Source organism: Bradyrhizobium sp. Pa8, from assembly GCF_052588265.1.
Map to the genome: position 1 here is coordinate 1,943,912 of NZ_CP176767.1, position 24,091 is coordinate 1,968,002.

The 24,091-nt window shown below is 64.5% G+C and carries 28 protein-coding genes and 1 pseudogene; 15 read left to right on the plus strand and 14 right to left on the minus strand.

Annotation, left to right across the window (positions count from 1 at the left end; all coding sequences use genetic code 11):
- Positions 1 to 397 precede the first annotated feature (397 nt).
- From ACKWRH_RS08820 to ACKWRH_RS08840, 5 genes are read right to left on the minus strand one after another with little or no spacing between them, the layout of a single operon-like run.
- Positions 398 to 574, minus strand: coding sequence for a hypothetical protein (locus tag ACKWRH_RS08820; protein WP_445220177.1), 177 nt, complete (start codon positions 572 to 574; stop codon positions 398 to 400).
- Positions 575 to 1,084: a DoxX family protein gene (locus ACKWRH_RS08825; RefSeq protein ID WP_445220178.1), complete on the minus strand. Its 510-nt coding sequence runs from the start codon at positions 1,082 to 1,084 to the stop codon at positions 575 to 577.
- Entirely contained in the window at positions 1,081 to 1,863 is a 783-nt protein-coding gene (locus tag ACKWRH_RS08830; RefSeq protein ID WP_445220179.1) for an HvfC/BufC N-terminal domain-containing protein, read from the minus strand. The genes ACKWRH_RS08825 and ACKWRH_RS08830 overlap by 4 nt, the downstream gene beginning before the upstream one ends.
- Positions 1,853 to 2,770, minus strand: coding sequence for an MNIO family bufferin maturase (gene bufB / locus ACKWRH_RS08835; protein WP_445220180.1), 918 nt, complete (start codon positions 2,768 to 2,770; stop codon positions 1,853 to 1,855). Before bufB ends, ACKWRH_RS08830 begins: the two co-directional genes overlap by 11 nt.
- A gap of 38 nt (positions 2,771 to 2,808) precedes the next feature.
- Positions 2,809 to 3,114 (minus strand): BufA1 family periplasmic bufferin-type metallophore, encoded by a 306-nt coding sequence (locus ACKWRH_RS08840; RefSeq protein ID WP_445220181.1) that lies wholly within the window; start codon positions 3,112 to 3,114, stop codon positions 2,809 to 2,811.
- Between the two features lie 302 nt (positions 3,115 to 3,416).
- On the opposite strand from ACKWRH_RS08840, the gene ACKWRH_RS08845 reads away from it, so the two are divergent.
- The 9 genes from ACKWRH_RS08845 (at position 3,417) to ACKWRH_RS08885 (ending at position 10,458) form a co-directional block, all read left to right on the plus strand.
- Complete coding sequence (locus ACKWRH_RS08845; protein ID WP_445220182.1) at positions 3,417 to 5,504, plus strand: adenylate/guanylate cyclase domain-containing protein; 2,088 nt, start codon at positions 3,417 to 3,419, stop codon at positions 5,502 to 5,504.
- Between the two features lie 146 nt (positions 5,505 to 5,650).
- Positions 5,651 to 6,172, plus strand: a complete 522-nt coding sequence (locus ACKWRH_RS08850) for a hypothetical protein (protein WP_445220183.1) — start codon at positions 5,651 to 5,653, stop codon at positions 6,170 to 6,172.
- A gap of 101 nt (positions 6,173 to 6,273) precedes the next feature.
- A complete protein-coding gene (locus ACKWRH_RS08855) occupies positions 6,274 to 6,858 on the plus strand; it encodes a HutD/Ves family protein (protein WP_445220184.1) in 585 nt (194 codons plus the stop codon).
- A gap of 126 nt (positions 6,859 to 6,984) precedes the next feature.
- Positions 6,985 to 8,178 (plus strand): adenylate/guanylate cyclase domain-containing protein, encoded by a 1,194-nt coding sequence (locus ACKWRH_RS08860; protein WP_445220185.1) that lies wholly within the window; start codon positions 6,985 to 6,987, stop codon positions 8,176 to 8,178.
- 363 nt (positions 8,179 to 8,541) lie between these two features.
- Positions 8,542 to 8,814, plus strand: a complete 273-nt coding sequence (locus tag ACKWRH_RS08865) for a hypothetical protein (RefSeq protein ID WP_445220186.1) — start codon at positions 8,542 to 8,544, stop codon at positions 8,812 to 8,814.
- Between the two features lie 66 nt (positions 8,815 to 8,880).
- Positions 8,881 to 9,093, plus strand: coding sequence for a hypothetical protein (locus tag ACKWRH_RS08870; protein WP_445220187.1), 213 nt, complete (start codon positions 8,881 to 8,883; stop codon positions 9,091 to 9,093).
- Between the two features lie 78 nt (positions 9,094 to 9,171).
- Positions 9,172 to 9,357, plus strand: a complete 186-nt coding sequence (locus tag ACKWRH_RS08875) for a hypothetical protein (protein WP_445220188.1) — start codon at positions 9,172 to 9,174, stop codon at positions 9,355 to 9,357.
- Position 9,358: 1 nt separating this feature from the next.
- Complete coding sequence (locus tag ACKWRH_RS08880) at positions 9,359 to 9,571, plus strand: hypothetical protein (RefSeq protein WP_445220189.1); 213 nt, start codon at positions 9,359 to 9,361, stop codon at positions 9,569 to 9,571.
- Between the two features lie 89 nt (positions 9,572 to 9,660).
- Positions 9,661 to 10,458, plus strand: a complete 798-nt coding sequence (locus tag ACKWRH_RS08885; protein WP_445220190.1) for an adenylate/guanylate cyclase domain-containing protein — start codon at positions 9,661 to 9,663, stop codon at positions 10,456 to 10,458.
- On the opposite strand, the gene ACKWRH_RS08890 is transcribed toward ACKWRH_RS08885, so the two are convergent.
- From ACKWRH_RS08890 to ACKWRH_RS08905, 4 genes and pseudogenes are all read right to left on the minus strand, one after another.
- Positions 10,412 to 13,123: a tetratricopeptide repeat protein gene (locus tag ACKWRH_RS08890; protein WP_445222357.1), complete on the minus strand. Its 2,712-nt coding sequence runs from the start codon at positions 13,121 to 13,123 to the stop codon at positions 10,412 to 10,414. The genes ACKWRH_RS08885 and ACKWRH_RS08890 overlap by 47 nt on opposite strands.
- Positions 13,124 to 13,129: 6 nt before the next feature.
- Positions 13,130 to 13,867, minus strand: a pseudogene (locus tag ACKWRH_RS08895) (tetratricopeptide repeat protein); the annotation flags it as partial.
- A gap of 278 nt (positions 13,868 to 14,145) precedes the next feature.
- Positions 14,146 to 15,225: a Gfo/Idh/MocA family protein gene (locus ACKWRH_RS08900; RefSeq protein WP_445220191.1), complete on the minus strand. Its 1,080-nt coding sequence runs from the start codon at positions 15,223 to 15,225 to the stop codon at positions 14,146 to 14,148.
- Positions 15,226 to 15,243: 18 nt separating this feature from the next.
- On the minus strand, positions 15,244 to 16,077 hold the full coding sequence (locus ACKWRH_RS08905; protein WP_445220192.1) for a sugar phosphate isomerase/epimerase family protein: 834 nt from the start codon (positions 16,075 to 16,077) through the stop codon (positions 15,244 to 15,246).
- Between the two features lie 204 nt (positions 16,078 to 16,281).
- On the opposite strand from ACKWRH_RS08905, the gene ACKWRH_RS08910 reads away from it, so the two are divergent.
- The gene (locus ACKWRH_RS08910) at positions 16,282 to 16,950 is read left to right on the plus strand and encodes a TetR family transcriptional regulator (protein WP_445220193.1); all 669 of its coding nucleotides are present in this window, start codon (positions 16,282 to 16,284) and stop codon (positions 16,948 to 16,950) included.
- Positions 16,951 to 17,008: 58 nt separating this feature from the next.
- On the opposite strand, the gene ACKWRH_RS08915 is transcribed toward ACKWRH_RS08910, so the two are convergent.
- From ACKWRH_RS08915 to ACKWRH_RS08925, 3 genes are all read right to left on the minus strand, one after another.
- Positions 17,009 to 17,506: a DoxX family protein gene (locus tag ACKWRH_RS08915; protein ID WP_445220194.1), complete on the minus strand. Its 498-nt coding sequence runs from the start codon at positions 17,504 to 17,506 to the stop codon at positions 17,009 to 17,011.
- A 26-nt stretch (positions 17,507 to 17,532) separates the two neighbouring features.
- Complete coding sequence (locus tag ACKWRH_RS08920) at positions 17,533 to 18,270, minus strand: SDR family oxidoreductase (RefSeq protein ID WP_028158991.1); 738 nt, start codon at positions 18,268 to 18,270, stop codon at positions 17,533 to 17,535.
- Between the two features lie 117 nt (positions 18,271 to 18,387).
- Positions 18,388 to 19,794, minus strand: coding sequence for a DHA2 family efflux MFS transporter permease subunit (locus ACKWRH_RS08925; protein WP_445220195.1), 1,407 nt, complete (start codon positions 19,792 to 19,794; stop codon positions 18,388 to 18,390).
- A 263-nt stretch (positions 19,795 to 20,057) separates the two neighbouring features.
- On the opposite strand from ACKWRH_RS08925, the gene ACKWRH_RS08930 reads away from it, so the two are divergent.
- The 5 genes from ACKWRH_RS08930 to ACKWRH_RS08950 all read left to right on the plus strand — a co-directional run bounded on the left by ACKWRH_RS08930 (position 20,058) and on the right by ACKWRH_RS08950 (position 23,015).
- Entirely contained in the window at positions 20,058 to 20,366 is a 309-nt protein-coding gene (locus ACKWRH_RS08930; RefSeq protein WP_445220196.1) for a hypothetical protein, read from the plus strand.
- A gap of 20 nt (positions 20,367 to 20,386) precedes the next feature.
- Entirely contained in the window at positions 20,387 to 21,277 is an 891-nt protein-coding gene (locus ACKWRH_RS08935) for a sigma-70 family RNA polymerase sigma factor (RefSeq protein WP_445220197.1), read from the plus strand.
- A gap of 194 nt (positions 21,278 to 21,471) precedes the next feature.
- A complete protein-coding gene (locus tag ACKWRH_RS08940) occupies positions 21,472 to 21,981 on the plus strand; it encodes a DUF2867 domain-containing protein (RefSeq protein ID WP_445220198.1) in 510 nt (169 codons plus the stop codon).
- Positions 21,982 to 22,231: 250 nt separating this feature from the next.
- Positions 22,232 to 22,498 carry a DUF3551 domain-containing protein gene (locus ACKWRH_RS08945; protein ID WP_445220199.1) on the plus strand — a complete coding sequence of 89 codons (267 nt, stop codon included), beginning with the start codon at positions 22,232 to 22,234 and terminating at the stop codon, positions 22,496 to 22,498.
- A gap of 244 nt (positions 22,499 to 22,742) precedes the next feature.
- Positions 22,743 to 23,015 carry a hypothetical protein gene (locus tag ACKWRH_RS08950; protein ID WP_445220200.1) on the plus strand — a complete coding sequence of 91 codons (273 nt, stop codon included), beginning with the start codon at positions 22,743 to 22,745 and terminating at the stop codon, positions 23,013 to 23,015.
- A gap of 70 nt (positions 23,016 to 23,085) precedes the next feature.
- On the opposite strand, the gene ACKWRH_RS08955 is transcribed toward ACKWRH_RS08950, so the two are convergent.
- Entirely contained in the window at positions 23,086 to 23,214 is a 129-nt protein-coding gene (locus tag ACKWRH_RS08955; RefSeq protein ID WP_445220201.1) for a hypothetical protein, read from the minus strand.
- 82 nt (positions 23,215 to 23,296) lie between these two features.
- On the minus strand, positions 23,297 to 23,758 hold the full coding sequence (locus ACKWRH_RS08960) for a universal stress protein (protein ID WP_445222358.1): 462 nt from the start codon (positions 23,756 to 23,758) through the stop codon (positions 23,297 to 23,299).
- Positions 23,759 to 24,091: the final 333 nt, after the last annotated feature.

Below are 24,091 nucleotides of genomic sequence, written 5' to 3' on the forward strand. Positions count from 1 at the left end.
GCAGCCGCAAGGTCCGAGGTCTCTGATCCCTCGGTTCGCCATGCCGTCAAATCGCCCGGGAGCAGAATGGGATCGCTCTCAACCCGCTTGTTGCGGCTGATCCCTAAGCCAATGAGCCCGCCCAATACCAACGCGGAGCCTGCAATGATCAACCAATACGGCAAGTCCAACACGGGCATTGCAATCCTCCCACTCAGAGGAGCGCGTTACGCAATTGCCTGGCCGAAGCGCGAACCGATTACCTTTAGCTAAGTGCCTGGATTATGCGACGCTCCAAGCTTCGTGCAAGGTACCCAAAAGGGGTAGATTTCTGACCTAAATCGCCGCCGGGCGGGGGCAGGTGGCAGGGGGCAGGGGGAAGGGCGGAAAGGGGAACCGAAGCGCGTCCGCCCTGCGCTCAGAGCTCGTCGAGCGCGGCCCATTGCGGCACGCGCGCAGCGAGCATGTCGAGCAGACGCTCGAATTCGTTGCGCCCGGTGCGCGTGAGGCAGGCCGGCATGGCGTGCTCGCGTAGGGTGATCTGCAACTCGGTGCCGCCGACCACGGAGAGCGGCTCCCGCCCCGGGGCGCCCATCTATCGCTCGGACAATAGTGCGCGGCCGAGCAGATGGTCCAGCGACACGCGCCCCGGTCCGTAAGCCATGATGGCGAGCGCCATCGCAGCCCAGGTGAGGTGAATCGGCCAGCCATCGGGCACGGTGAGCTCGACGATCAGGGTCATGAACAGGAGCCCAAGCCCGGCGAATCGCGTGCCGAGCCCCAGGATCAGCAGGATTGGAAACGTGATCTCGCCGCACCCGGACAGGAAGGCCATCACCGTCGGCGCCGGGAAGTGATAGGGCCCACCCGGCAGATGCAGCATGAACTCGTCGCTGAACAGCGTCACGGCTGTGTCGTTCAGCCTGAGGAAGCCGCCCCATTTGAGGATACCCGAGCGCCAGAACGGAACTGCAAGCGCCACGCGCAGCACGAGTTGAACAAGCGACGGGGCTGCAATGGTCTGCACCAGGTGATTGGCCTTGTCGACGAGCAGCCCGAGGGGTGGAAGGTTGGTGCTTGCGGGCATGCGTTGGTCCGTGATCATGATGCGTCTCCGGAAGCGAACGAGGTGAATGCGCCGGCCTCGACGAGGCCGGCGATGTTCGCCGCAAGGTCGAATTCAACTGACGCGTCGAGCGCCATCGTCGCGGCCGCGCCGAGTGGCTGGCCGGACAAGAGGCAAATGGCAAAGACGGCGCCGCCGGGAGGAAGGTGGCGCACCACGACGTCGTATGCGGGCCTGGCGATCAGGGCGTCCTCCGGCACGGAGGCGTCGATGCGCGAAGCCGGAGCGGCGTCGCGGTTGGCGGCGAAGATCGTCACGGCCGAATATTGCGATCGTGCGATCTGCGCCGCCGGGTGCGGCGTGAAAACGAGATCGCCGAGCCGGTCCGCCGCGATTGCGGACAAGCGTGACGGCGACAGCGGTGATGCATCCATGGCATGATAGGCATCGAGCCAGGCGCGCTCGATGCGCGCGACGTCGGCGAGCCACGGCATGTCCCGCGCATGCTCGTAAGCTGCGATGAAATCCGGGAAACCGCACCCGTAGTCGAACAGTAGTGGCGAGGTCGGCGGCCTGCTACGAATATGGAAGCGCGCCATGGCCCGGAAAAATTCGCTGCCGGTGATGCGCTGCACCGCCGGATAGATCGCGGCCAGTGCGTCGATCAGGCTGACCGTGACGTTGTTGCGGTAGACGTCATAGCGCCGGCCTGCCGGCTTGCCGTCCCGCCCTGCCACTGTCGAGGGCACCTCGCGCGCGGGATCGAGCAGCGCCTGAGCGAAGGCTGCGGCAAAGCGAAGGTCTGGTTCAGGCCGCACGACGATTCTCCGCCTTCGCAATCGGCTGGCAGCGATCGAGGATCGCTTGCGCAGCGGCGGCCTCGGCTTGCAGGATCGGCCATTGCGGGATCTTGCTGTCCCACTCGATCAGTGTCGGCACGGGGCCGCGTTGCGCGAGGATGATCTCGAACAGCTTCCACACGGCGTCTGCAACCGGGCCGTCGTGACTGTCGATGAGCAGGAGATTGCCGTCATCATCGGTCTGCTCGGCATGACCGGCGAGATGAATCTCCGCGACGTCGGCAAGGGGAAAATCGGCGAGATAGTCGAGCGCGGAGAAACCGTGATTTGTGGCGGACACAAAAACATTATTGATGTCGAGCAGCAGGCCGCAGCCGGTACGCGCCACGATGGCGCGAATGAAATCGGTCTCGCTCATCGAGGATTCGCGGAAAGCGACGTAGGTCGATGGATTTTCCAGCAGCAGCGGACGGCGGATCGCTTCCTGCACCTCGTCGATGTGATCGCAGACGCAGGCCAGCGTCGCTTCGGTATAGGGTAGCGGCAGCAGGTCGTTGAAGAAGCTGGTCTCGTGCGACGACCATGCCAGATGTTCGGAGACCAGCGCAGGTTGATAGCGGGCGACGAGGCTGCGGAAGCGCGCCAGATGCGCCTTGTCGAGCGGTTGGGGGCCGCCGATGGACATGCAGACGCCGTGCAGCGACAGTGGATGGTCGCGGCGGATCGCTTCGAGCGCGCGATGCGGCGGGCCGCCCGCGCCCATGTAGTTCTCGGCGTGGACTTCGAAGAACCCTCGGCGAGGTTCCGCCGCCTGGATTGCCGGGAAATGTTCTGGCTTGAAGCTCGTCCCGGCAACGCCGCCGACGGGAGCGGGAAAGCGAATCGGCACCGTCACGGGTCTGTCTTGCTTGATCGCCGTACTCATCGCGTTTCTCCGCTCATTTCGGTGACAACGTCCCGGCGTTAAACCGGCTTCAGCGAGCCCTTCTTGCCGCCCGGCAGATCGATGCTGGTGCAGGTGCCGCCCTGAACGAATTTCCAGGCGTTGCCCTGGAAGTCGACGGTCGAGGTGCCCTGGCAGGTCGTGCCCGGACCCGCGGCGCAATCGTTCTGGCCCTTTAGCGCGACGCCGAAGCATTTTTCCTTCTTGGCGGCAACGGCGGCATCGGCTTCGGCCTTGGTCAGCGGGGCGGCAGAGGCCAGCGTCGCAAGTGCAGTCGACATGGCGCCGGCGAGAGCGAGCGTGGTGATGGCGTGTTTGGCAGACATCGGAGTTTTCCTTTCGAGGTGCATCGCCTGGCAGGCGAAAGCGCATGGTCTCGTTCGATCGTTACGCAGGCTGCGTTACCGCCGGGCTGCTCACGAATCCGTGAGACCGATTGGCTCAGAAGCACGGTCGGTGCGCCTGAGCCGGGATTAGCGGGCGAGCACAGGCTTAAATCCAATGCCTTGGCGCTATCGAGACGTTAGCCGGAGAGCATTGGATGCAACGACCGGCGTCCGCCAACGGTAACGAACGGGTGCACGCGGCGTAGAGCTATCAAGCGGCCAGCCACAGGGCGGAAATTGTGATGAAGGTTTTTCCCGAGCAGCGGCTTCACGCGATCGTAAGGCTGACGGTCAGCATCCGCCTCGCGGTGTCCGCGTTGGTCCTGGCTGCGATCCTGCTGACGGCGGCCCTCTCCAGCCTGTTGTGGTGGCGCACGGCGGAGGCGACCAGCCGGCAGCTCGCCTCTACCATCAACGAGCAGATCGTGGCGGCGGTGCGCAAGGAGGTCGCAGCCATCGTCGACGAGGCGCGCGCCGCGCATACCGCGATCCGCACACTGTTCCTGCAAAATGTGCTCGATACCCGCGAGGCCGACAAGCGCGAGTTCGTTTTCCTGTCGCAGCTGCAGTCGCAGGCGACGATCTCCTGGGTTGCCTTCGGCTGGCCTGACGGCTCGTTCTTCGCGGCGCACAAGCTCGGCGACCGCCGACTGGAGATGATGGAGATCTCGTTGGCCGATCATCCCGGCCAGCGCCGCGTCGACGAATATGACGTGGTGCCCGGCGATATCGAATTCGCCAATCGCCGCTTCGAGCCGACCGATTTCCGCGTCGCCGATCAGGCCTGGTTCAAGGCCGAGCTCAGCGCGAACGATCCGCAATGGTTCAGGGTCATGGACCATCCGACCGGCGAGCGGCCCTCGATTGCCTTCGCGGGCCCGATCGACGTCTACCAGGAAAGGCAGGGCGTTCTGGCCGTCGTCATCGAATACACGCGGCTTGCGCGCTTCCTCTCGCAGCTCGAGGTCGGGCGCACGGGAACGGCGTTCATCGTCGATGACGGTGGCGAGCTCGTCGCAGCGCCGGACAAGGAGGCCGACGAGCTGCATCCGGCGCTTGGCGACACCACGCTGCTGCCGCTCGCGCGCGTGGCGCTCGAAAAAGCCGGCGAGGCCGGCCGCAAGGAGGCCTGGCGCAGCCGGCTCACGTCCGGCGGCGCGGCCTACGAGGTCGCGCTGACGCCGTTGCCGTTTCCCGGCTGGTCGCTCGCGACCGTGATCCCGGAGGCTGAGTTTCTCGGCCCGGTCGAGACGACGCTGCGACGCCTGATCCTCGGATTGGCCTTGGGCGCCGTGCTCGCCGCGCTGGCTTCGGCGATGCTGGCGCGCTCCGTCATCGCCGCGCCGCTGTCGCGCGTCGTCGGCGAGCTTCGCCATGTCGAGGCGTTTGCGCTGGAGCAGGTTCGCCGACATCCGTCGCGCCTCAAGGAGATCGCGAGCCTGTCGGGCGCCATCGCCGAGATGGCTTCCGGCCTCTCCGCATTTCGCAAGTTCATTCCGGCCGATCTGGTCCGTGCGCTGCTGCGCCAGGGCGTCGAGGCAAGGCCTGGCGGCAGCATCCAGGAGCTGAGCGTGATGTTCATCGACATCGCCGGCTTCACCGGACTGTCCGAGCGGCTCGGCGACCGCGTCGTGCCGCTGCTGTCGCGCTATCTCGACATTACCTCGGAAATCATCGTGGCCAATGGCGGCACCATCGACAAGTTCATCGGCGACGCCGTGATGGCGTTCTGGGGTGCGCCGCAGCCGCAGGAGGATCACGCCGCGCGGTGCTGCCGTGCCGCGCTCGCGTGCTGCAGGGCGATCGAGGCCTCCGGCCTCGCCGACGACCTCGGCCAGCCGCTCCAGATCCGGATCGGAATCAATTCCGGCCGCATGCTAGTCGGCAATATCGGTTCGGAGCTGCGGCTGAACTACACCGTGATCGGCGATGCCGTGAACGTCGCAAGCCGTCTCGAAGGCGCGAACAAATCCTATGGAACGCAAGTCCTGATCGGCGAGACCACCGAACGTCTGGCGCGTGGCGCCGTCGTCACGCGCGAGGTCGACAGCATCGCGGTCTACGGACGGGAGGAGGGGCTCTCCGTCCACGAGCTGATCGGGATTGTCGACGAAGATGCGAGCATGCCGGGCTGGATTGCGCGCTACGAACAGGGATTGGCCAATTATCGCGCGCGACGCTTTGCGGTGGCGCTCGCCGATTTCGAAGCGGTGCTTGCCGAGCGTGGCCATGACCGCCCGGCCGAACTTATGCGCGAGCGTTGCCGGCAGTTTGCGGCGGTGATGCCCGATGCGGCATGGCAACCGGTTGTGGCGCTGAGGACGAAATAGCGGCTCAATTTGCCGGGCAAATTTTGCCAGGGGCCACCATCGCGAACGGCCCGGGAGAGAAAGCCGATGTAAATCAATCCGGAATTGATGGCACATAAATTGCTCATCGTTCCACGCAATCTCGACCGCACGCAGGAATTCGCGCCGTGACCAACGTCAGCTACACCGTTCCGCCGAACTGGACCGCAGGCTCCGACAAGACAGGCGCGAGCAAGAACAAGAATCCGAACGATCCGAACATGCTGACGACGGGCGCCTATGGCAGCGCGTTCGAGCTGTTGCTCGACAATCGAGCCAACAGCGACGGCACTACCACGGAGACACTGACCTACAAGAGCTATAGCGGCAAGACCAACGGCAGCTTCTCCGCCACCGCCGAGACGGGGACGGGAGCCGATCTCGGCAGTGCCTACCAGGCGCTGCTCGCCACGCTTCAGGCCAATGGCGAGATGGACGACAAGACCGCCGCGCAGCTCGACGACGCCATGGGCCAGCTCGACACCCAATCCGGGAGCGGCGCCAAGGATGCCGAAGTGTCCGGCGGCGGCCTGCTGGTGCAGTCCGGCGGCCCGGTCTATTTCAACGGCATCTCGGCCTATCAGAACCAGTTCGTGGATTCGCTCGTCAACGAGCTGAGCACCAGGCTGAACCTCGACGCCAAGGCGTGACGGCAGTTCATCGCTGGTGAAACCGGTTGGCAAAGCCGGCCCAACCCGCGCATGATGCGCGGACGATCTCGGCCACATGCTTTCCCGGACAAATTCAAGACATGAAAACCACGCTGCTGAAGTCCGAAGACTACGCCCGCTCGCCCTGGAAGAACGGTGGCGGCATCTTCACCGATATCGCGGATGCCCATCGCGCCGACGCGCCGGCGAAGGATTGGGACAACCTGCTCTGGCGCTTTGCCTCCACACCGATCGTGGCGCCCGGTCCCTTCTCCTACATGCCCGGCATCGACCGCCTGCAAATGGTCGTCGGCGGACGCGGCCTGGTGCTGAAGTCGCCCACGCAGGATTTTGACGAGCGTGAACCTTTTACGACGGTGCGCTTCGCCGGCGAGATGGAGATCGTGACCGCGCTCGAGGCGGGGCCTGTCGAGGTCGTCAACCTGATGGCCCGGCGCGGTGCGGCGGAGATCGAGCTGCTGGCACTCAGGGAACCCGGCGAGCGGCCTTTGTCCGCCGGCACGCACCTCGTTTACGCGGTTTCCGGCGATTGCAGCATTCGTCTCAATAGCGAGGATATTGTCATCCCCGACGGCAGCACGCTGAAGGTCGAGCTGACCGAGGCGTCCAGATTGGGACTCGTCTCAGGGCTGGCGGTACTGGGATCGATTCAGCTCGTCGGCTAGATCGCAACCGCCCGGCGGATGCGCACAATCCATGCACATGGCTAGGTTGACGCCGCGGCGCCGGAACACGATATCTGCCCTGATCATGCGGACAGCCGCGCAAGCCACGATATGAACGGGCAGGATATGACCGCGCCAGACCAAAATCGCTCCACCACGCTATCCGACGGCGTCGTCGACTGGCTGACCAACGGCACGAGCGACGAGCGCTTCATCGACAACATCTTTGCCGAGATGTGCATCCGCCTCCAGCAGGCGGGCATTCCGCTCAAGCGGTCGACGATGCACGTCCGGATCCAGCATCCGCAATGGCTCGGCGCCGCCTTCATGTGGTTGGATGGCATGCGCGAGGCGAAGATCTCGCGGGTCGACTTCGACGTGCTCGAGCGGTCCGAGTTTATCGGCAGCCCTGTCAGCGAAATGCTGGACGGTGCGAGCGAACTCCGCGAGAACCTCGAAGGCGATGCGTCGCTCGGCCGTAGGCACGCGGTCTATGACGAGATGCGCGCGAAAGGTCTGACCGACTACGTCGCCTGGCCGCTCCACCACACACTCGGCAAGCGCCATCTCGTCACCTTCGCGACCGATCGCCCCGGCGGCTTCGACGACGCGCATCTCGTTGCGCTCAAGAACCTGCTGCCGGTGCTGGCGCTGGTCAGCGAGATCCGCATCAAGAACCGCCTGGCGCGAACGCTGCTCGAGACCTATGTCGGCTCCCATGCCGGCGAGCTCATCCTGGCCGGGGCCACGCGGCGCGGCACCGGCACGACGGTGCGTGCCGCGATCATGATCTGCGACCTCCGTGACTTCACGAAGATCTCCGACAACTGGCCGCGCGACGACGTCATCGATCTCCTCAACGACTATTTCGACGCGATGTCGGAGCCGATCGCGCGGCACGGCGGCGAAATCCTGAAGTTCATCGGCGACGGCCTGCTCGCCATTTTCCCGCTCAGCGAGCCCAGCGCCTGCGCAAATCTGCTGCGCGCCGTGACCGAAGCCCGGCAGGCCATGGCCGCGCTGAACGAACGGAACAACGGGACCGGCCGCGCGCCGCTGAATTACGGCATCGGCGTCCATGTCGGCGACGTCATGTACGGCAATATCGGATCGTCCAGCCGGCTCGACTTCACCGTCATCGGTCCCGCCGTCAACATGGCCTCCCGTCTCGAAGCCCTGACCAAGCAGCTGGGACGACCGGTGCTGCTCTCGCGCGCGTTCGCCGAGCTGGTCGAGCGGGAGTTCGAGCTCGAGCACGTCGGCAAATACGAGGTGCGCGGCTTCAGCGATCCGATCGAGCTGTTTGCGTTTCACGGCTGAGGCGGCATGCTCGCCGCAGCCGTCCGGTTGAAATCTCGCGCACGCAGGCTTGCCGATGACCCGCGCGCCGCCGATTGCGCAGCATGGCGGAGAAATCCAGATCCTCATCGGTAGCGCCAGCTTGCCATCGTCCCGCGCACCCCGGCATCTCCGAACGAAGGTCGCCATCGCCGCCCGTCATGGCCTCGACGCTCTGTGATTAACGGTGCATGCGTGCGTCGCTGTGACGTCGATCCAGTTCCGGAATCGGGCGATCGCGCAAACGCACAGTTGTCGGGGTGCGTCCCTGCGCGCGACGGAAGTCGTGCTTATGGGCAATATCGGACGCGTTGTTGAAAGATATGTTCGCGCAGGACGCCTAGGTTGGCTTTACTGGCGGCGTTGCGATTGGTGCCGCAAGATTTGGTCGAAGACAGTCGATACGGCTGCCTCGATGCAACAGAAAAGGTGATCGACACATCGGACGCGACCACAAGAGGAGACGACAATGCCAAACTGTTCCCAAGTTTCTGGAAGTCGAACCGCTCGCTGTGCCGCGTGCGACGGCAAGTTTGGCCTGGTCCGCTACTACTCTTGGCGAAAGCCCCTTTGCTCGAAGAAGTGCGTCGAACGTTTGGCGACGCGCCGGCAGGGTGAGCGCGACTGGTTCGGTCGATTTCCGTCGGTTGTCGACATGTTTTCAGAAAACCGCGCGAGGCGCCTATGACCATGCAGATGTCACGACGAGGAAAGGAATATCTCGAGACGGCGCAGAGCCTGCTGCGCGCGGCCCGGACCATGACGGACATCGTGGTCGCGAGCCGTCTCGAGATGCTGGCCAATGACTATCAGCGGCGCGCCGAAAAGGCATCAAGCGTCGATGCGGCGAGGTCATCGGCGCGTTCAGCCGGCACGCGATACGAATCGTACCCGTGATTGCGGGTTGCGCGGCGCACCGGTCGCCCAACCAGGGCGTCTGGTCAGTTTCCTCTCATGCCACCCCGTGGAGCCGATATGGGCGAAGTTGTTCGACTGGTCACAAGAGCCGAGCGCGAACGTGCGCGACTGATCCGCGAAGCACGCGCCATCTATGACGCCGTGTTTCCGCCGGCCGATCCCGAGGGCGAGCGGCCCGTCGAGCCGCGGTCGACCACCCGGGCGGCGACGCAGAGCCCGAGCACGTCGAAGGAGCTCTCGTGACATGATCAAGATCATCGCCGTGCTGTGCAGCCTCTCGTCGCCGACAGATTGCCACGAGCAGATCGTCACGACGTCGGATTTCTCTGACGTGACGATGCAGTCCTGTCTGATGGGAGCGCCGCAGCTTGCGGAATGGATGGCGCAGCATCCAGCCGAACGTCTCGCGGCGTGGCGCTGCTCGATCGGCAAGCAGGAGGCTCGCAGGGGAGCGTAGCGCGCGAGGAGCCCTGTTGCCAATGCAGGAATGTGCGAATACGTTGGTCCGAGGTCCGCCCAAACGTTCCTTCGACTGGCCGCGCGTTCATGCCAAAATTCCTTCGCATCGGGGTCCATCAGTCGAACGTATCGGGATACACGTCGAAGGCGTGGTGTGTCAGGCGCGTCGGCTCGGCGGTTTTCCTGAAGTGGGGCGGCGTCGAGGTCCAAGGCACCGGTGCCGGGCGCAAGGTCTATTGGACGCGGTCGCCGCAGGAGAAGACAGTTCGGTGCGGCACGGCGCAGCGTGCCCAGGATTACGCAAAGGCCGCGATCGCGCGGCGCCGCAGCCATCGCTATGAGCCGCTGGCCGGAGCTATCGCGCTCCGGCGCCGCTCCGCTGAGCGCGGCACCGATCTCAAGCGGGCGCTCGCCACCATCCTGATCGTCGATATCGTCGGCTCCACCGCCAAGGCCGCGAAGCTCGGCGATGCGCGCTGGACCAAGGTGATGGGCCATTATTACGCAGCCGTCCGCAAGGAGCTGAAGAGCTCGCGCGGAAAGGAAGTCGTGACGACGGGCGACGGCGTGCTGGCGACCTTCAAGGCGCCGGCTGCCGGGATCAGTTGCGCGACCGCGATCCAGAAGGCCGTGCGCACCCTGGGCCTCGAGATCAGGGTCGGCCTGCATGCGGGCGAGTACACGATCAGCGGCGGCGAAATGGTCGGTCTCGCCTTCCACATCGGCACCCGCGTCGCCGCGAAAGCGCGGGCCGGCGAAGTGTTGGTCTCAAGCGCGGTCAAGGATTTGCTGAAGGCACAATCGACGATCAGCTTCAGGGATCACGGCATGCACCAGCTCAAGGGCGTGCCGGAGCGGTGGAGGCTGTATCGGGTAGAGGCGTGAGGGGGCCCGCAAGTGCAGTTACAAGCTCGTCGCTCGCACCGTCGCGGCTGCGCCGCGCGGAAACCAGGCCCTCGAGCTCGACGCGAACGCGGTCGACGACGCTGGCCCAGTCGCCTCTCTTCGGTTGCCGGAACAGCCTCGTGGAGCGATACCACGGGCTGTCGTCTCGGTTGAGCAGCCAGCGCCAATCCGGGTTGAAAGGCAACATCGTCCAGACGGGAGCGCCCATCGCGCCGGCGAGGTGAACGACGCTGGTGTCGACCGAGATCACCAGATCGAGGCAGCAAACCAGCGCTGCCGTGTCGCCGAAATCCGTGAGCCGTTCCGTCAGGTCGACGATGTCAGGACGTTCGCCGAGGAAGGCCCGGTCCTGATCCCGAACGCCTTTTTGCAGGCTGACGAACTGGACGTCGCAATCCAGGAGGGGAGCAAGCGTGCGCAGTGCCATCGATCGATTGTGATCGTTGGTGTGATCCGGGTTCCCCGACCAGGCAAGACCGACGCGGAGGCGATTGCGGGGGCCAAGTTGGTCTTCAAGCCGGTCCTCCCACGCCTTCACGCACGCGGCCGGAGGCGCAGGAAGGTAGGCTTGCGCGAACGGGATCGTATCGAGCCGCGTCCCGAACGCCAGCGGCAGGCTTCCAAGCGGACAGTGCAGGTCGAACGACAGCGACGTCGCAGACGGGCGGCCGATACATTTTGCGACGCCGGGCACATCAGCCAGGAGCCGCTGGACCGGGGGCTGGACCTCCAGGATCACTTGAGCCCCGAGCGCGGCCACCATGGGCACATAGCGCGCGAACTGGATTGTATCGCCCAATCCCTCGTCGGAATAGAGCAAGATGGTCTTGCCTTCGATCGGTTGGTCGCCAAGCCAGAGGGACTGGGAAAAACCGCGATCGACTGGAAAGAGTCTCCAGCGCGCTTCGCGCCCGAGCCAGCCTCGCTCGAAGTCTCCGGTCAGCATCTGAAGCTGCGCAAGATTCCAGATCGTCCGCGCATCGTGCGGGTCGATCGCCAAGGATTTGTGAAAGGTCGCGAAAGCTTCATCCGGCAATTGCAGATTCAACAACACCACTGCCTTATTGGCGAGCGCTGCGGCAAAATCCGGACGAAGTTCGAGCGCGCGATCGATGCTCGCAAATGCCTGCTCCATTCGGCCCAATCTCGAATGAAGCAAGCCGAGGTTGCTGTGCGTCTCCGCCAGGCTGGAGTCCAGCGCAATGGACTTCTCGAAGTCGGCCTCCGCTTCCTCGAACCGCTTCACCTCCAGCAGGCAAACGCCGCGCATTTGATAGAGAGCCGCGGAATTTGGATTCAGTTTCTCGACTACGTTAAAGGCTTCCAGGGCTTCCGCGTACCGGCCGAGATCAAACAGCAGCATGCCGCAGTTGTTCGCCGCCTCCAGATATTGCGGATTCAGCTCCAGCGCCCGCTGGAAATGCAGCACAGCCTCGTCCGTGCGCCTGAGTTGCCAGAGCTGATTGCCGAGCTGATTCGAGAGCAGAGCGTCCTGTGTCTTGGGGGACGACGCTTTGCTCTGGTGTGACCGTGCTTCCGGCCGCCATGCGGAAACCAGGCCCTCGAGCTCGACGCGAACGCGGTCCACGACGCTGGCCCAGTCGCCTCTCTTCGGTTGCCGGAACAGCCTCATGGATTGATACCACGGGCTGTCTTCGCGGTTGAGCAGCCAGCGCCAATCCGGGTTGAAGGGCAACAACGTCCAGACCGGAGCGCCCAGCGCGCCGGCGAGGTGAACGACGCTGGTGTCGACCGAGATCACCAGGTCAAGGCAGCCAATCAATGCCGCCGTGTCGGTGAAATCCGTGATCTGATCCGTCAGGTCGACGATGTCGGGATGTTCTCCGAGGAAGGCCCGGTCCTGGTCGCGGGCGCCCTTTTGCAGGCTGACGAACTGGACGTCGCAATCCAGGAGAGGCGCAAGCGTGCGCAGCGCCATCGATCGATTGCGATCGTTGTTGTGATCCGGATTTCCCGACCAGACGAGACCGACGCGGAAGCGCTTGCGGGGGCCAAGCCGGTCTTCAAGCCGGTCTTCCCACGCCTTCACGCACGCCGCCGGAGGCGCAGGAAGGTAGGCTTGCGCGAACGGGATCGTATCGAGCCGCGTCCCGAACGCCAGCGGCAGGCTTCCAAGCGGACAGTGCAGGTCGAACGACAGCGACGTCGCAGACGATTGGCCGATACACGTCGCGACGCCGGGCACATCAGCCAGGAGCCGCTGAATCGGAGGCTGGACCCCCAGGATGACCCGAGCCCCGAGCGCGGCCACCATGGGGACATAGCGCGCGAACTGAATCGAGTCGCCCAGGCCCTCGTCGCAATACAGCAGGATGGTCTTGCCTGCGATCGGTTGGTTGCCAAGCCAGAGGGATTGGGGAAGACCGCGATCGAGCAAGCCGAAAGAAGGAATTCGCCAGCGCGCTTCGCGCCCGAGCCAGCCGCGCTCGAAGTCTCCGGTCAGAAGCTGAAGCGTCGCCAGATTGAAGGTCGCCGGCGCATGACTCGGATCGATCGCCAGGGACCTGTGAAAGGCCGCGAAGGCTTCATCCAGCGACAGCAGATTCAGCAGCACCAGCGCCTTGTTGGAAAGCGCCGCGGCAAAATCCGGTCGAAGTTCGAGCGCCCGATCGAAGCTCGCCAATGCCTGCGGGATGCGGCCATGCTTCCAGTGAAGCGAGCCGAGGTTGTTGTGCGTTTCCTCCTGGCTGGAGTCCAGCGCGATCGACTTCGCGTAGTCGGCCTCCGCTTCCTCGAGCCGGTTCAGCTCCCGGAGGCAGGCGCCGCGCTTCTGATACAGAGCTGCGGAATTCGGCTTCAGCGGCTCGGCGGCGTTGAAGGCCTCGAGAGCTTCCGCGTGCCGGCCGAGATCGAGCAGCAGGAGTGCGAGGTTCCAGATGGTTTCCGCATTGCCCGGGTCGACCGCCTGCGATTTGCGAAAGGCGGCGAGAGCCTCGTCCCGCAATTGCAGGCTCCACAACGCCCGCGCCTTTTCGTTGAGCGCTGCGGAGAAATTCGGACGAAGTTCGAGCGCGCGATCGATGCTCGCCAAGGCCCGCTCGAACCGGTAAAATCTCGCATGAAGCGTCCCAAGGTTCTTGTGCGTCTCCGGCTCGCCGGGGTTCAGCGCAATGGACCTCTCGAAGGCGGCCTGCGCTTCCTCGGGCCGGCCCAGGCGTTGCAGGCAAAGGCCGCGCGTCTGATGCAGAGCCGCGACGTCAGGATTGAACTTCGCGAACAGGTCGAAGCATTCCAGGGCCTCGGCATACCGGCCGAGATCGAACAGCAATTTGCCCTGTTTCGCGGCCTCCAGATGCTGCGGCAAAAGTCGAGGTGCGACCGTCTTGGATTGTTGCTTGGCCGCGGCCCGACGCTCTTGACGATTCATAAGCTGACCAGAAAGGGAACAGGAGACAGCGCAAAATTGCTGACTGATGCTCAGTCACGCGAAGGAGACGTCCATCGCACTTGCCTTCTCGTTCCGTCAGTTCGCGTTCAGCCGTGCCTGCGGGATCCACCGAGCGCGACCCTAGCGTCCCGTTGTGGCAGTTTCCGGTGCGAAGCTGGTGCGAAGCTGGCGCGGCGTGAACATTCCGTGCCTTCATTCATCAAGGCACGCGGGGCTTGGCCCGCTCGCGTCAGTCCGACGGTGGTGAAAGCCGTTCTCTAGGTCGTTGCCTGCTCGCCTTGCCCGAGCGCCGCGTAGCGCTCGCGCAGGTCGATGCGCCGTCGCGCCGTCGCAGCCTCTGCGATCGCGAGCGTCACCAGCAGGCTTCGCGCGCCGTCCTCGACCGGTTGCAGTGACGGCGTCACGCCCCGGACCACGTCGCGGAAATGATCGAGCTGCACGACATAAGGATCAATCGACGCCGCATGATTGGCCTGCGCCTGGATCGGCTTGTTCCAGTCCTGCGCGCCGCCTTCCTGCGTCCATTGATCGAGACTTGGAAATTCGATCGCGCCGCGGCGGCCCATCAGGCGGTAGCTGCTCTGGCCGCTGAACGGAAACTCCGGCGCCTCGCCGAGTCCCTGCTCCATCGTCCAGGGCGTCACCGCGCAGTCGCTGAGGAAGAACGTCCCGAGCGCGCCGTTCTCGAACTCGAGCAGCGCGGCGGCGGTATCCTCGACCGCGAAGCCGCGCTGCCGGTTCGCGGCGATGGCCTCCACGGCGACGATCTCGCCGACCGCAAAGCGCAGGAAGTCGATCTCGTGGATCAGATTGATCAGGATCGGCCCGCCACCGGTCTGCGATCGCCAGGGCGCGGCGTTGAAATAGTCGGCCGGCTTGTGCGTGGCCCAGATCGCCGAGATGCCGACGACATCGCCGATACGGCCCTCGCCAAGCAGCGCCTTGAGCGCCTTCACCTGCCTATGATGGCGGCGGTGATGCCCGACCAGCGACCGGATGCCGGCCTTGCGGACCTCCGCGATCAGGCCGGCGGCGGTCTCGAGCGTATCGGTGACCGGCTTTTCGATCAGGATATGGATGCCGGCCCGCGCGCAGGCGATGCCGTTCTCGGCGTGGAGCTGATTGGGCGATGCGATAATCACGGCCTCGGGCCGCGCCTCGTCGAGCAGCTTCCGGTAATCCGCGAAGATGCGTGCGCCGGGCTGCTCGGCTGCGACCTGCTCGGCGTTGACGTCGGCGATGCCGGCGAGCTCGTAGTCGCCATGCTCGGCCAGCTTGCGCAGATGCTTGCGCCCGATCAATCCCGCGCCGATCACGCCAATCCTGATTTTCGTCATCTCGTTCATTCCATTGGTTTAGGCCCAGGCGTGACAGTCGCGGCGTTTGGCGCCGCGGGCATTGCCTTCGAGCAGGCTCCTGGTCGCGTTGAACGCCGTGGCGATCCGCTCTCTCGCGTCGAGTGCCGGCAACGGCATCTCGACGCTGAGGGCGGTGTCGGCGGGCAGCGCCTCCAGCAGTGCGCCGAGCGGTAGAGCGCCGTCGCCGGGCGGTAGCCGTCCCGCGCGCGCCTCGGCGATGATGGCCGTGTCCGTTGCCGGCGTTTCGGCGACGGCATCGCAGAGTTGCGCGGCGCGAAGCCAATGGTCGGGAAGCGGGATCAGGTCGCCGGCCCGGCCGCCGGAGCGCGCCAGGTGCAACGCGTCGACAAGAATGGAGCCGTTCGTCTGCCCTGCGTCGCGCACGACCGCCGCGGCCTGCGCCAGGGTGCCGATCGCGCGCCAGCGCATGAATTCGAGGTCGACGCGCAAGCCGAAGGACGCGGCGAGTTGGCAGAGCTCGGCGAAACGCGCGGTGAGCCGGGATCGATCCGGATCGTCGCCCGAAGCGATGATCGCTGTGGCGCCGAGATCGGCGCCGGCTTCGAGACAGGCTGCGAGCGAGGAGATGTCGATGCCGGGCTTGAGCTGGATGAGCTCGACGTCGCTGACCCGCACGCCCTCGCCGTCAAGCACGCGCTTCAGCGCGCGGTGAGCCTCGGTGCCGACCTGCGTCGGATAGGCCGGCCCGTCGCTGGTTGCCGGGATGAAGCGTAGCGCGACCGCGGCAAACCCGGCCCGCGCCGCCTCGGCAACCAGCGCCGTGGGCGCAAGCTCCAATGCGGTGAGATGGGCGAGGCCGAGCGCGGTCATGGCCTGCTCCCCTGCACAGGCAATCGCGGCCGTCGGGAGTTGGCGCGGCGGTCGCAGATCAAGTGCATGCGTCTCCTTCCTCATAATTAATCTATAGGTTAATTAATAATTATCCAATGGGGTAATTGATGTCAAGTGCCATCGATTGCGCTATGGAGGGAGGGCGCGGCCGCGACCGGCCGCCGTGAAGGACCAAAGGGCCAGATGCCAGGTGTGAAGAAGCAGCCCGTCCGGGCGGCGAAGCCGGTGCCGATCAAGCGGCGCGACCGCGAGCGGACGCGGCAGGAGATCCTCGACATCGCCTTCGAGGAGTTCGCCGAGAACGGCTTGTCCGGCGGCAACACCGACGCCATCGCCGCCCGCGCCAACATCACCAAGCGGCTGATCTTCTACTATTTCAACTCCAAGGAAGAGCTGTTCACCGCGGTGCTGGAGATGGCCTATGCGGAGATGCGCGCCGCCGAGGAGGATCTGCATCTCGAGGCGCTGGAGCCGGAGGCTGCGATCCGCCGGCTTGCCGAATTCACCTTCGATTTCCACCAGGCCCATCCGCAATTCGTCCGCCTCGTCAGCATCGAGAACATCCATCGCGGACGGCACATGGCCATCAGCCGCAGGCTGAAGGAGATGACGCAGCCGAGCATCAGCCAGATTGCCAAGGTGCTGGAGCGCGGCGCGGCCTGCGGCGCGATCCGGCCCGGCATCGATCCGGTCGAGCTGCACATGACGCTGAATGCGCTGAGCTTCTTCGCGGTCGCCAACCGTCACACGTTCGAGGCGCAATTCGCCTTCGACATGTCCTCGCCAAAGGCGAGGGCGCAGCGCCGCACTGAGATCGCCGATTTGCTGTGGCGTTGTGTGCGGGGGGATTGAACGGCGGCGGCGTGAAGACCTCGCGCGGCCGGAGCGGGCAGAGCCGCCTGGCGCGCCTTCAAAGCTCACGTCCAATCAAGCGGTCCGCCGAAAATCGCCCGCCGCCCCGAAACGACATGTGCAGGGCAACGAGGCCCATCAGGAACGGGTACTCCATGCCGCGGTCGATCCAGGCCCATTTGGGATAATGGATCAGGCAGATCATCGCCATTTGCACGGCGACCATCGGCGCGACGAGGCGGGTGAACAGCCCCGCGGCGAGCATGATGGCCCCGATGGTTTCCAGCAGCATCACGAAATAGCCGAACGCCACCGGGGCCGGAAAATGCAATGAATTGGTAATGAAATTGATGGAGCTCGCGAACGGATTGGCCATGGCGCCGTGGGACTCGCCGAGCAGTTTCGGCAAGCCATGCGTGAACAGGATCAATCCGAAGGCAACGCGCAGAAACGCATAGGAAATGGGATTGGCGATCTCGTAGAAATTTCGCAAGCCAGGCAACAGCAGGGACGCGGGGCTGCGCCGTGGGGCCCCGCCCGTGATCGCATCGCTCATGGTCATGATCTCCAGACGATGCGGCTTCAGATGATGCCGCCATTGGCGCGCAGGATCTGGCCATTGATCCAGCCACCGTCGGGCCCGACCAGGAACGAGATCGCGCGCGCGATGTCGTCGGGTTCGCCGAGACGATGGAGAGGCGTGCGGTCGATGATCGGCGAGATGTCGTGCTGGTTGGCGTTGTGGAACAGCTCGGTGTTGACAGGGCCCGGCGCGATTGCGTTGACCGTGATCCGCCTCACGCCCAGCTCCTTCGAGAGGATGTGGGTGATCGCCTCGATACCGGCCTTGGTCGCGGCGTAAGCCGCATAGGTCGGCTGGTAAAGCCCGACCACGCTGGTCGAAAAATTGACGATCCGGCCGCCCTCGCGCAGCCGCTTTGCCGCTTCACGCAGCGCATAGAAGGTGCCGGTGAGGTTGATCGCGATGGTCTGGTCCCACACCTCGTCGGTGGTCTGGGCCAATGGGGCGACCTTCATGATCCCGGCATTGTTGACAAGCACGTCGACGCCGCCGAACGCCGTCTCGGCCGCGTCGAACAGCGCGCGCACGTCAGCCAGCTTGCTGATGTCGGCCTTGACCGCAATCGCCGCCCCGCCCGCAGCCTTGATCTTCGCCACCAGCGCCTCGGCCGGCGCAGCGCCGCTCGCATAGTTGACGACGACGGCGAGGCCGTCCCGCGCCAGCCGCTCGGCGACCGCCGCGCCGATGCCCTTCGAGCTGCCGGTGACGATGGCTGTGCGTGGGTGCTGGGTGGTCATGGTGGGGTCTCCCTGTTTGATGGGGGAGATAATAGGCGGACAGTTTGGTTGGATAATCTCTCCGGAATTGGCTTCACTGTTCGGCTGGAGCGAACAGTAGATGCAGTATCCGCCGCGTCACGGATCTTGCGGCGCGGCTGCGCCGGCGGTCCGTCGCCGTGCCGGCAGGAGAAGCCCCGCAATCGCGCCGGCCAACGACAGCATTGCGGCGAGGCGCATCGCCGCAGCAAATCCGCTCTCGAAATGCGCGGCCGAGTAGGCCCCGCCGTTGGCCGAGAAGCTCGCCACCAGCGCAGCGATGCCGAACATGCCGCCGAGGAAGCGGCCCATGTTGAAGACGCCGGACGCCTTGCCCATTTCGGCCACCGCGACCGAGCTCAGGATCGCGTTCTGCGCCGCCGGCATCGCCATCGAGACGCCGACGCCGGCCAGCACCAATGGCGCGACCAGGGCGGAGTAGGCAATCGCGGGGCTCACGATCTCCGCGATCCAGCCAAGGCCGACCGCCTGCATCAGCAATCCCGTCACCACCAGCGGCCGCTCGCCGAACCTGTTGACGACCGCGCCGGCGATCGGGGCGGTGACGAACAGCGTCGCGGTCCAGGGCAGCAGGCGAAGTCCGGCGCCGAAGGCGTCGAAGCCCAGCGTGGCCTGCAGGAACTGCGGCAGCAGGAACAAGACGCCATACATCGCGGCGTAGAACAGGACGCTTGCGGACATGCCGGCGGCGAGGGCGCGCGATGCAAACAGCCGCATCGGCACCATCGGCGCGGCCGCGCGCAATTCCCAGAGCACGAAGCCGGCGGTGAACACCAGGCCTGACATCAGCGTGCCCATGACCTCGGCGCTCGCCCACCCCACGGCGTTGCCGCGCAACAGGCTCCAGACCAGCGCGAGCGCCGCGAGGGCGACGAGCGACAGTCCGGGGATATCCAATGCGGCAGCCGGTCCGAAGCTTTCGCGCAAGCGTGCCAGCACGAGCCCGATCGCGATCAGGCCGATCGGCAGGTTGATCCAGAACACCCAGCGCCAGCCGAAATGTTCGGTGATGAAGCCGCCGATGGCGGGGCCTATGATCAGCGCGCATCCGGTGATGCTGCTGAAAATGCCGAGCGCGCGGGCGCGCTCCTCGCGACCGAACGTGCCGCTCAAGATCGCCATCGCCAGCGGCATCACCAGCGCGGCGCCGGCGCCCTGCAGCGCACGGGCGGCGATCAGCGCAGTGGCATTGCCGGCGAGCGCACAGGCCGCCGACGCAACGACAAACAGGGCGATCCCGGCTGCGAACATGCGGCGGCGACCGAAACGGTCGCCGAGTGCGGCGCCGGTCAGGAGCAGCACGGCAAAGGTCAGGTTGAAGGCGTTGACGGTCCATTGCAGCGTCTCGACCGGGCTGCCGAATTCGGCGCGGATGGTCGCGAATGCCGTCGTAATGATCATGGCGTCCAGCGCCATCATGAAGGATGCCAGCGCGGTGACGCCAAGCACCCAGTTCTTCTCCGCGCGATTGGTCGGGGTCTGCATCGCCCTCTCTCCGTGTGTCGAGCCACCCTGTCGCGGCGCGTACTGCGGGCTAGACGAGGCCGGAGGGGCAAACGATGCGCCCCGAAATAATTTTTCCCGGGCCGCATCCTTTTCCGGCCGCCAAACGTCCTTGGGGATGACGCGGCCATTGACGCGAGCTTGATCCGGAAAGCGGGGCACCGGTTGTCCGGGAAGGTAATGCCAAAATGGAAAGATGGCGCGCGATGAGCAAGCCAGGTCGCGACATGAGCAAGGAGCGAGCGATGAAAAGGACGTTGATCAGGTACAGGGCCAAGCCGGAACTGGCCGACAGGAACGCAGAGCTGGTTTCGGCCGTATTTGCCGAATTGAAGGCGGCCGGGCCGGACGGCGTGCGCTATCTGACGCTGCGGCTGGAGGACGACACCTTCATCCATCTGGTCGAGGCCGCGGCCGAGGACGGCTCGAGCCCGATCCCGAAACTGAGGGCGTTTCAGGCGTTCCAGGACGGCATCCGCGACCGCTGCGCCGAGCCGCCGCTGGTTCGTAATGTGAGGATCGTCGGCGACTATCGTATGCTGGACGAGTCCTGACCAGGCGAGGCGGAGGAGCAATGGCGCCAGAGCCACTGGCCACCATCGATATCGAGGCGCTGCTGGCGCGGTTGCGGCCGAAGCTGCATCGCTACTGCGCGCGCATGGTCGGCTCGGTCATCGACGGTGAGGACGTGCTGCAGGATGCGCTGATCAAGGCGATGGGAGCGCTGCAATCGGTCACGCCCGTCGTCAATACGGAGGGCTGGCTCTTCCGCATCGCGCACAACACCGCGCTGGATTTCCTGCGCCGCCGCAACCGGCAGGAGGCGCTGCATTCGGCTGAGGAGGTGGAGATGATTGCCGACCAGCTCGATGATGTGGAAAGCCGCCAGATCGCTGCGACCAGTCTGCGCACCTTCATGCGGCTGCCGGTGGCGCAGCGGTCCAGCGTGATCCTGATGGACGTGCTCGGCTGCTCGCTTGCCGAGGTCTGCGACATCATGGATTTCAGCCTGCCGGCGGTGAAGGCCGCGCTGCATCGTGGGCGCACGCAGCTGCGTGAGTTCGCCGGGGAGCCGGACGACGCGCCGCAGCCGGGCCTGTCGGAGGCCGACCGCACGCGGCTCAACGCCTATGTCGGCCATTTCAATGCCCGCGACTTCGACGCGATCCGCGCCATGATCGCCGATGACGTCAGGCTCGAGCTCGTCAACCGCACCAGGCTGAATGGCAAGGCTGAGGTGTCGCGCTATTTCGGCAATTATTCGAAGATCAGCGACTGGCACCTGGTGACCGGACAGGTCGAAGGACGTCCCGCGATCCTGGTGTTCGATCCGAATGAGCCGCGCGGGCGGCCGAAATATTTCATGCTGTTGAACTGGTCCGCCGACAAGCTCGCCACCATCAGGGATTTTCGTCACGCAGCCTACGTCATCGATGGTGCGGAGTGCGTGGTGGATGGAGGGTGAGTGGGTGAGTGTACGTAGTGACCCATCCGCCGCACCTGCGTGGCCGGCAGCGTAGTCTGCGCTTCAGTTTCAATGACCGCTGAGCGGGAAGGGGCATCGACCTGCCCGGTGGCCTCGCTGCTTGTTGGAGAGCCCCGCTGGTGCTATTGGTCTCCGCCACCTCTTCGCTTCCATTCAGTCCGGGCGGAACATCTATGGCGCACGTTGCTCGAGTGGATTTGCCGCAACGTTCGGTACTCAAGCCGCTCTACGCCAAGGCGGGCTTCGCTGACGCATTCGCGATCGATCTGCCGAGCAATGCGACGGGCGACGCCGAGCGCCTCGCCACTCATATGCTTATGGGGCAGCCGCGGTGGGTTGGCTGGCTAGTGGCTCTAAGGGACACCTTGGTTGCGGGGTTTGGTCTTAAGACATCGTCTGAGTTGCGCGATGACGTTGCGACCGACAGGATCGATTTCTTTCGGGTCTACGATCGGCGTCGTCATGAGATCATTCTTGGCGAGGACGATCGTCATCTCGACTTCCGCTTGTCCGTTTTGGTTGAAGAGTCCGCTTTGTGCCGCCGACTTGTCGCCACAACGGTCGTGACCTTCAATCATTTGGGAGGGCGGGCCTATATCGCGGGAATCGCACCCTTCCATCGCCTGATCGTAAAGTCGTCTTTGCGTCGAGCCGAGCGATCGGGCTGGCCACCGGAGCTGTGAGGTCGCGCGCCGCCGGCTGGACCAAATTCGGTACGTGCTTGGTCGGCGACAAGCCCGCCGCCATCAGGGATTTTCGTCACGCACTCTACGTTATCGATGGTGCGGAGTGCGTGGTGGAGCGGAGCACGGGCGTGCCGCCGCTGTGGCACATAACAGCGATTTAATCTCGCCGCCTGCGAAGCATTCGAGATCTGAAACGTTAGCTTACGAGAGTTCTCGCATCCAGCGAGCGCTACACAGGAGTTCCCTCATGCATCGTCATCTTGCCATCGCCGTCCTTGCGGCTGTTTCCACCCTGACCGTCGCGGCATCCTCTACCGCCGCGTCCGCAACCGAGGTGCAAGACAATTATTGCCTGCAGGGCCGCCAATCGGGCTACCCCGGCAATTGCGAGTTTTCCACCTATGAGCAGTGCCGCGCCACCGCGAGCGGCACCAACGAGAGCTGCGGTATCAACCCGATGCGGGCCTACACGCTGCAGCAGCAACGGCACGTGCTGCATCGCAGCCGGGATTGAGCGGCAAGCGATGAAGGGCGCCGGCGACGGCGCCCTTGTTCGATGTGACTGCTTCACCGAAGAAGCCGCAATGCGTCGGGACGCACGCGCGGCCCGTCGATGGCAAGCCATCGAGCGCTGCCGTCGTCATCTCCCCAAACCGCGAAAGACCTGATGCGGCCCTCGATCGCAAACATCGGGACGGCGGCAATCGCGGCGACCGGAGTATTCGAGTATCCTCGCGCTCGGAAAGGCGAGCGCGATCATGTCCAGGTTCCTGCAATGGTTCTTTCGGAATCGCGAAACCGGTGACATCACGATCGCCCAGGCCCCCAACCTCGTTCTCTGGGTCGTCATCGTGGCCGGTGTCCTGCGCTGGGTCTGGCAGACGCGGGGCACTGCCGCTATTGCCCTGGACATCGTGTTCAAGGGCGGCCTCATCGTTTGGGCCCTCGACGAGATTTTCCGCGGGGTGAACCCATGGCGGCGCAGTCTTGGCGGAGCCGTGCTGGCTTATGAGCTCACGACCTTTCTGTGATGGATCGCCCGGAATGCGTGCACGAAGCTTGATATTGCCGGCTGGAATGCCAGTGGCTTCCGCGCGAGCCTCACCGCACGCCTGTGCCCTTGCAGCGCTGGCACTTCACCACCTTGTCGCCCTTCTTGACCAAGCCTTTGCCCTCGCAATTCTTGCATTTCTGCTTCTTCTTGATGTTCGGGCCTTTTTCACTGACCATAAAATTCTCCTGCCGCGTGAGAGCGGCCAACGTTTCTTGTACAGTAGCTCAGCGAAACAGCCAGGCGGCGCCGGGTAAGTCCCTATGCCGGCTTCGGCACGACCAACACTGGAATGCTTCCGTGGACCAGGACCTCGGACGTCTGGCTGCCCAAAAACAGCTTCCTGAGGCCGCGACGCCCATGAGAGGCCATGACGATCAGGTCGCAGCCTCTCGACTCTGCTGTTTCAATGATCGCAGTCGCCGGGTGCGCATTCGGAACGTGCAGGAGTTCCGCAGGCGTGCCGATCTGCTCCGACATGGCGCGCGCTTCATCGAGCACCTTGCGCGCACGGGCTTTGCAGGCTGCGTCATAGCTGTCAACCTCCTCCTGCGTCGGAATCCATCCAGAGGCGTGTCCGCTCCCATAGTCGACCGGCAGCGCTTCCGTCACCGTGATGATCGTCAGCCTGGCGTGCAAGGCCTTCGCCAAGGCAATGCCATGCTCAACGCCTTTTCGCGCGAGGTCCGATCCGTCCGTGCTCAAGAGAATGTTGGCGTACATTCGATCAATCCCCTGCTCTTCGAACAAAGTGATGCCTGGGTAATATGGTCCTATACGCGCCGTGGGTCCATGCGCGTTTTCGGTCTCGCCGTCACAGCCTCGACAAGGCTCGCCTCGCACCGCGTGGACACGTCCGTTTCTCGGCCAACTAAACTTTTATTCAAGTTCGATGCAGGCAACCGAATCTGGCGTGGAGCTCTGTCTCGTGTCCGAGAAGATTGTACGCGCCTCGGAAACTACTTTGTGACTTGGGAATAAGCGCGCGACAACGCACGTCTATGAGTGGTGGATCGGATCTCTCGCGGGAGATCACCCAATCGAAAGGAACCACCA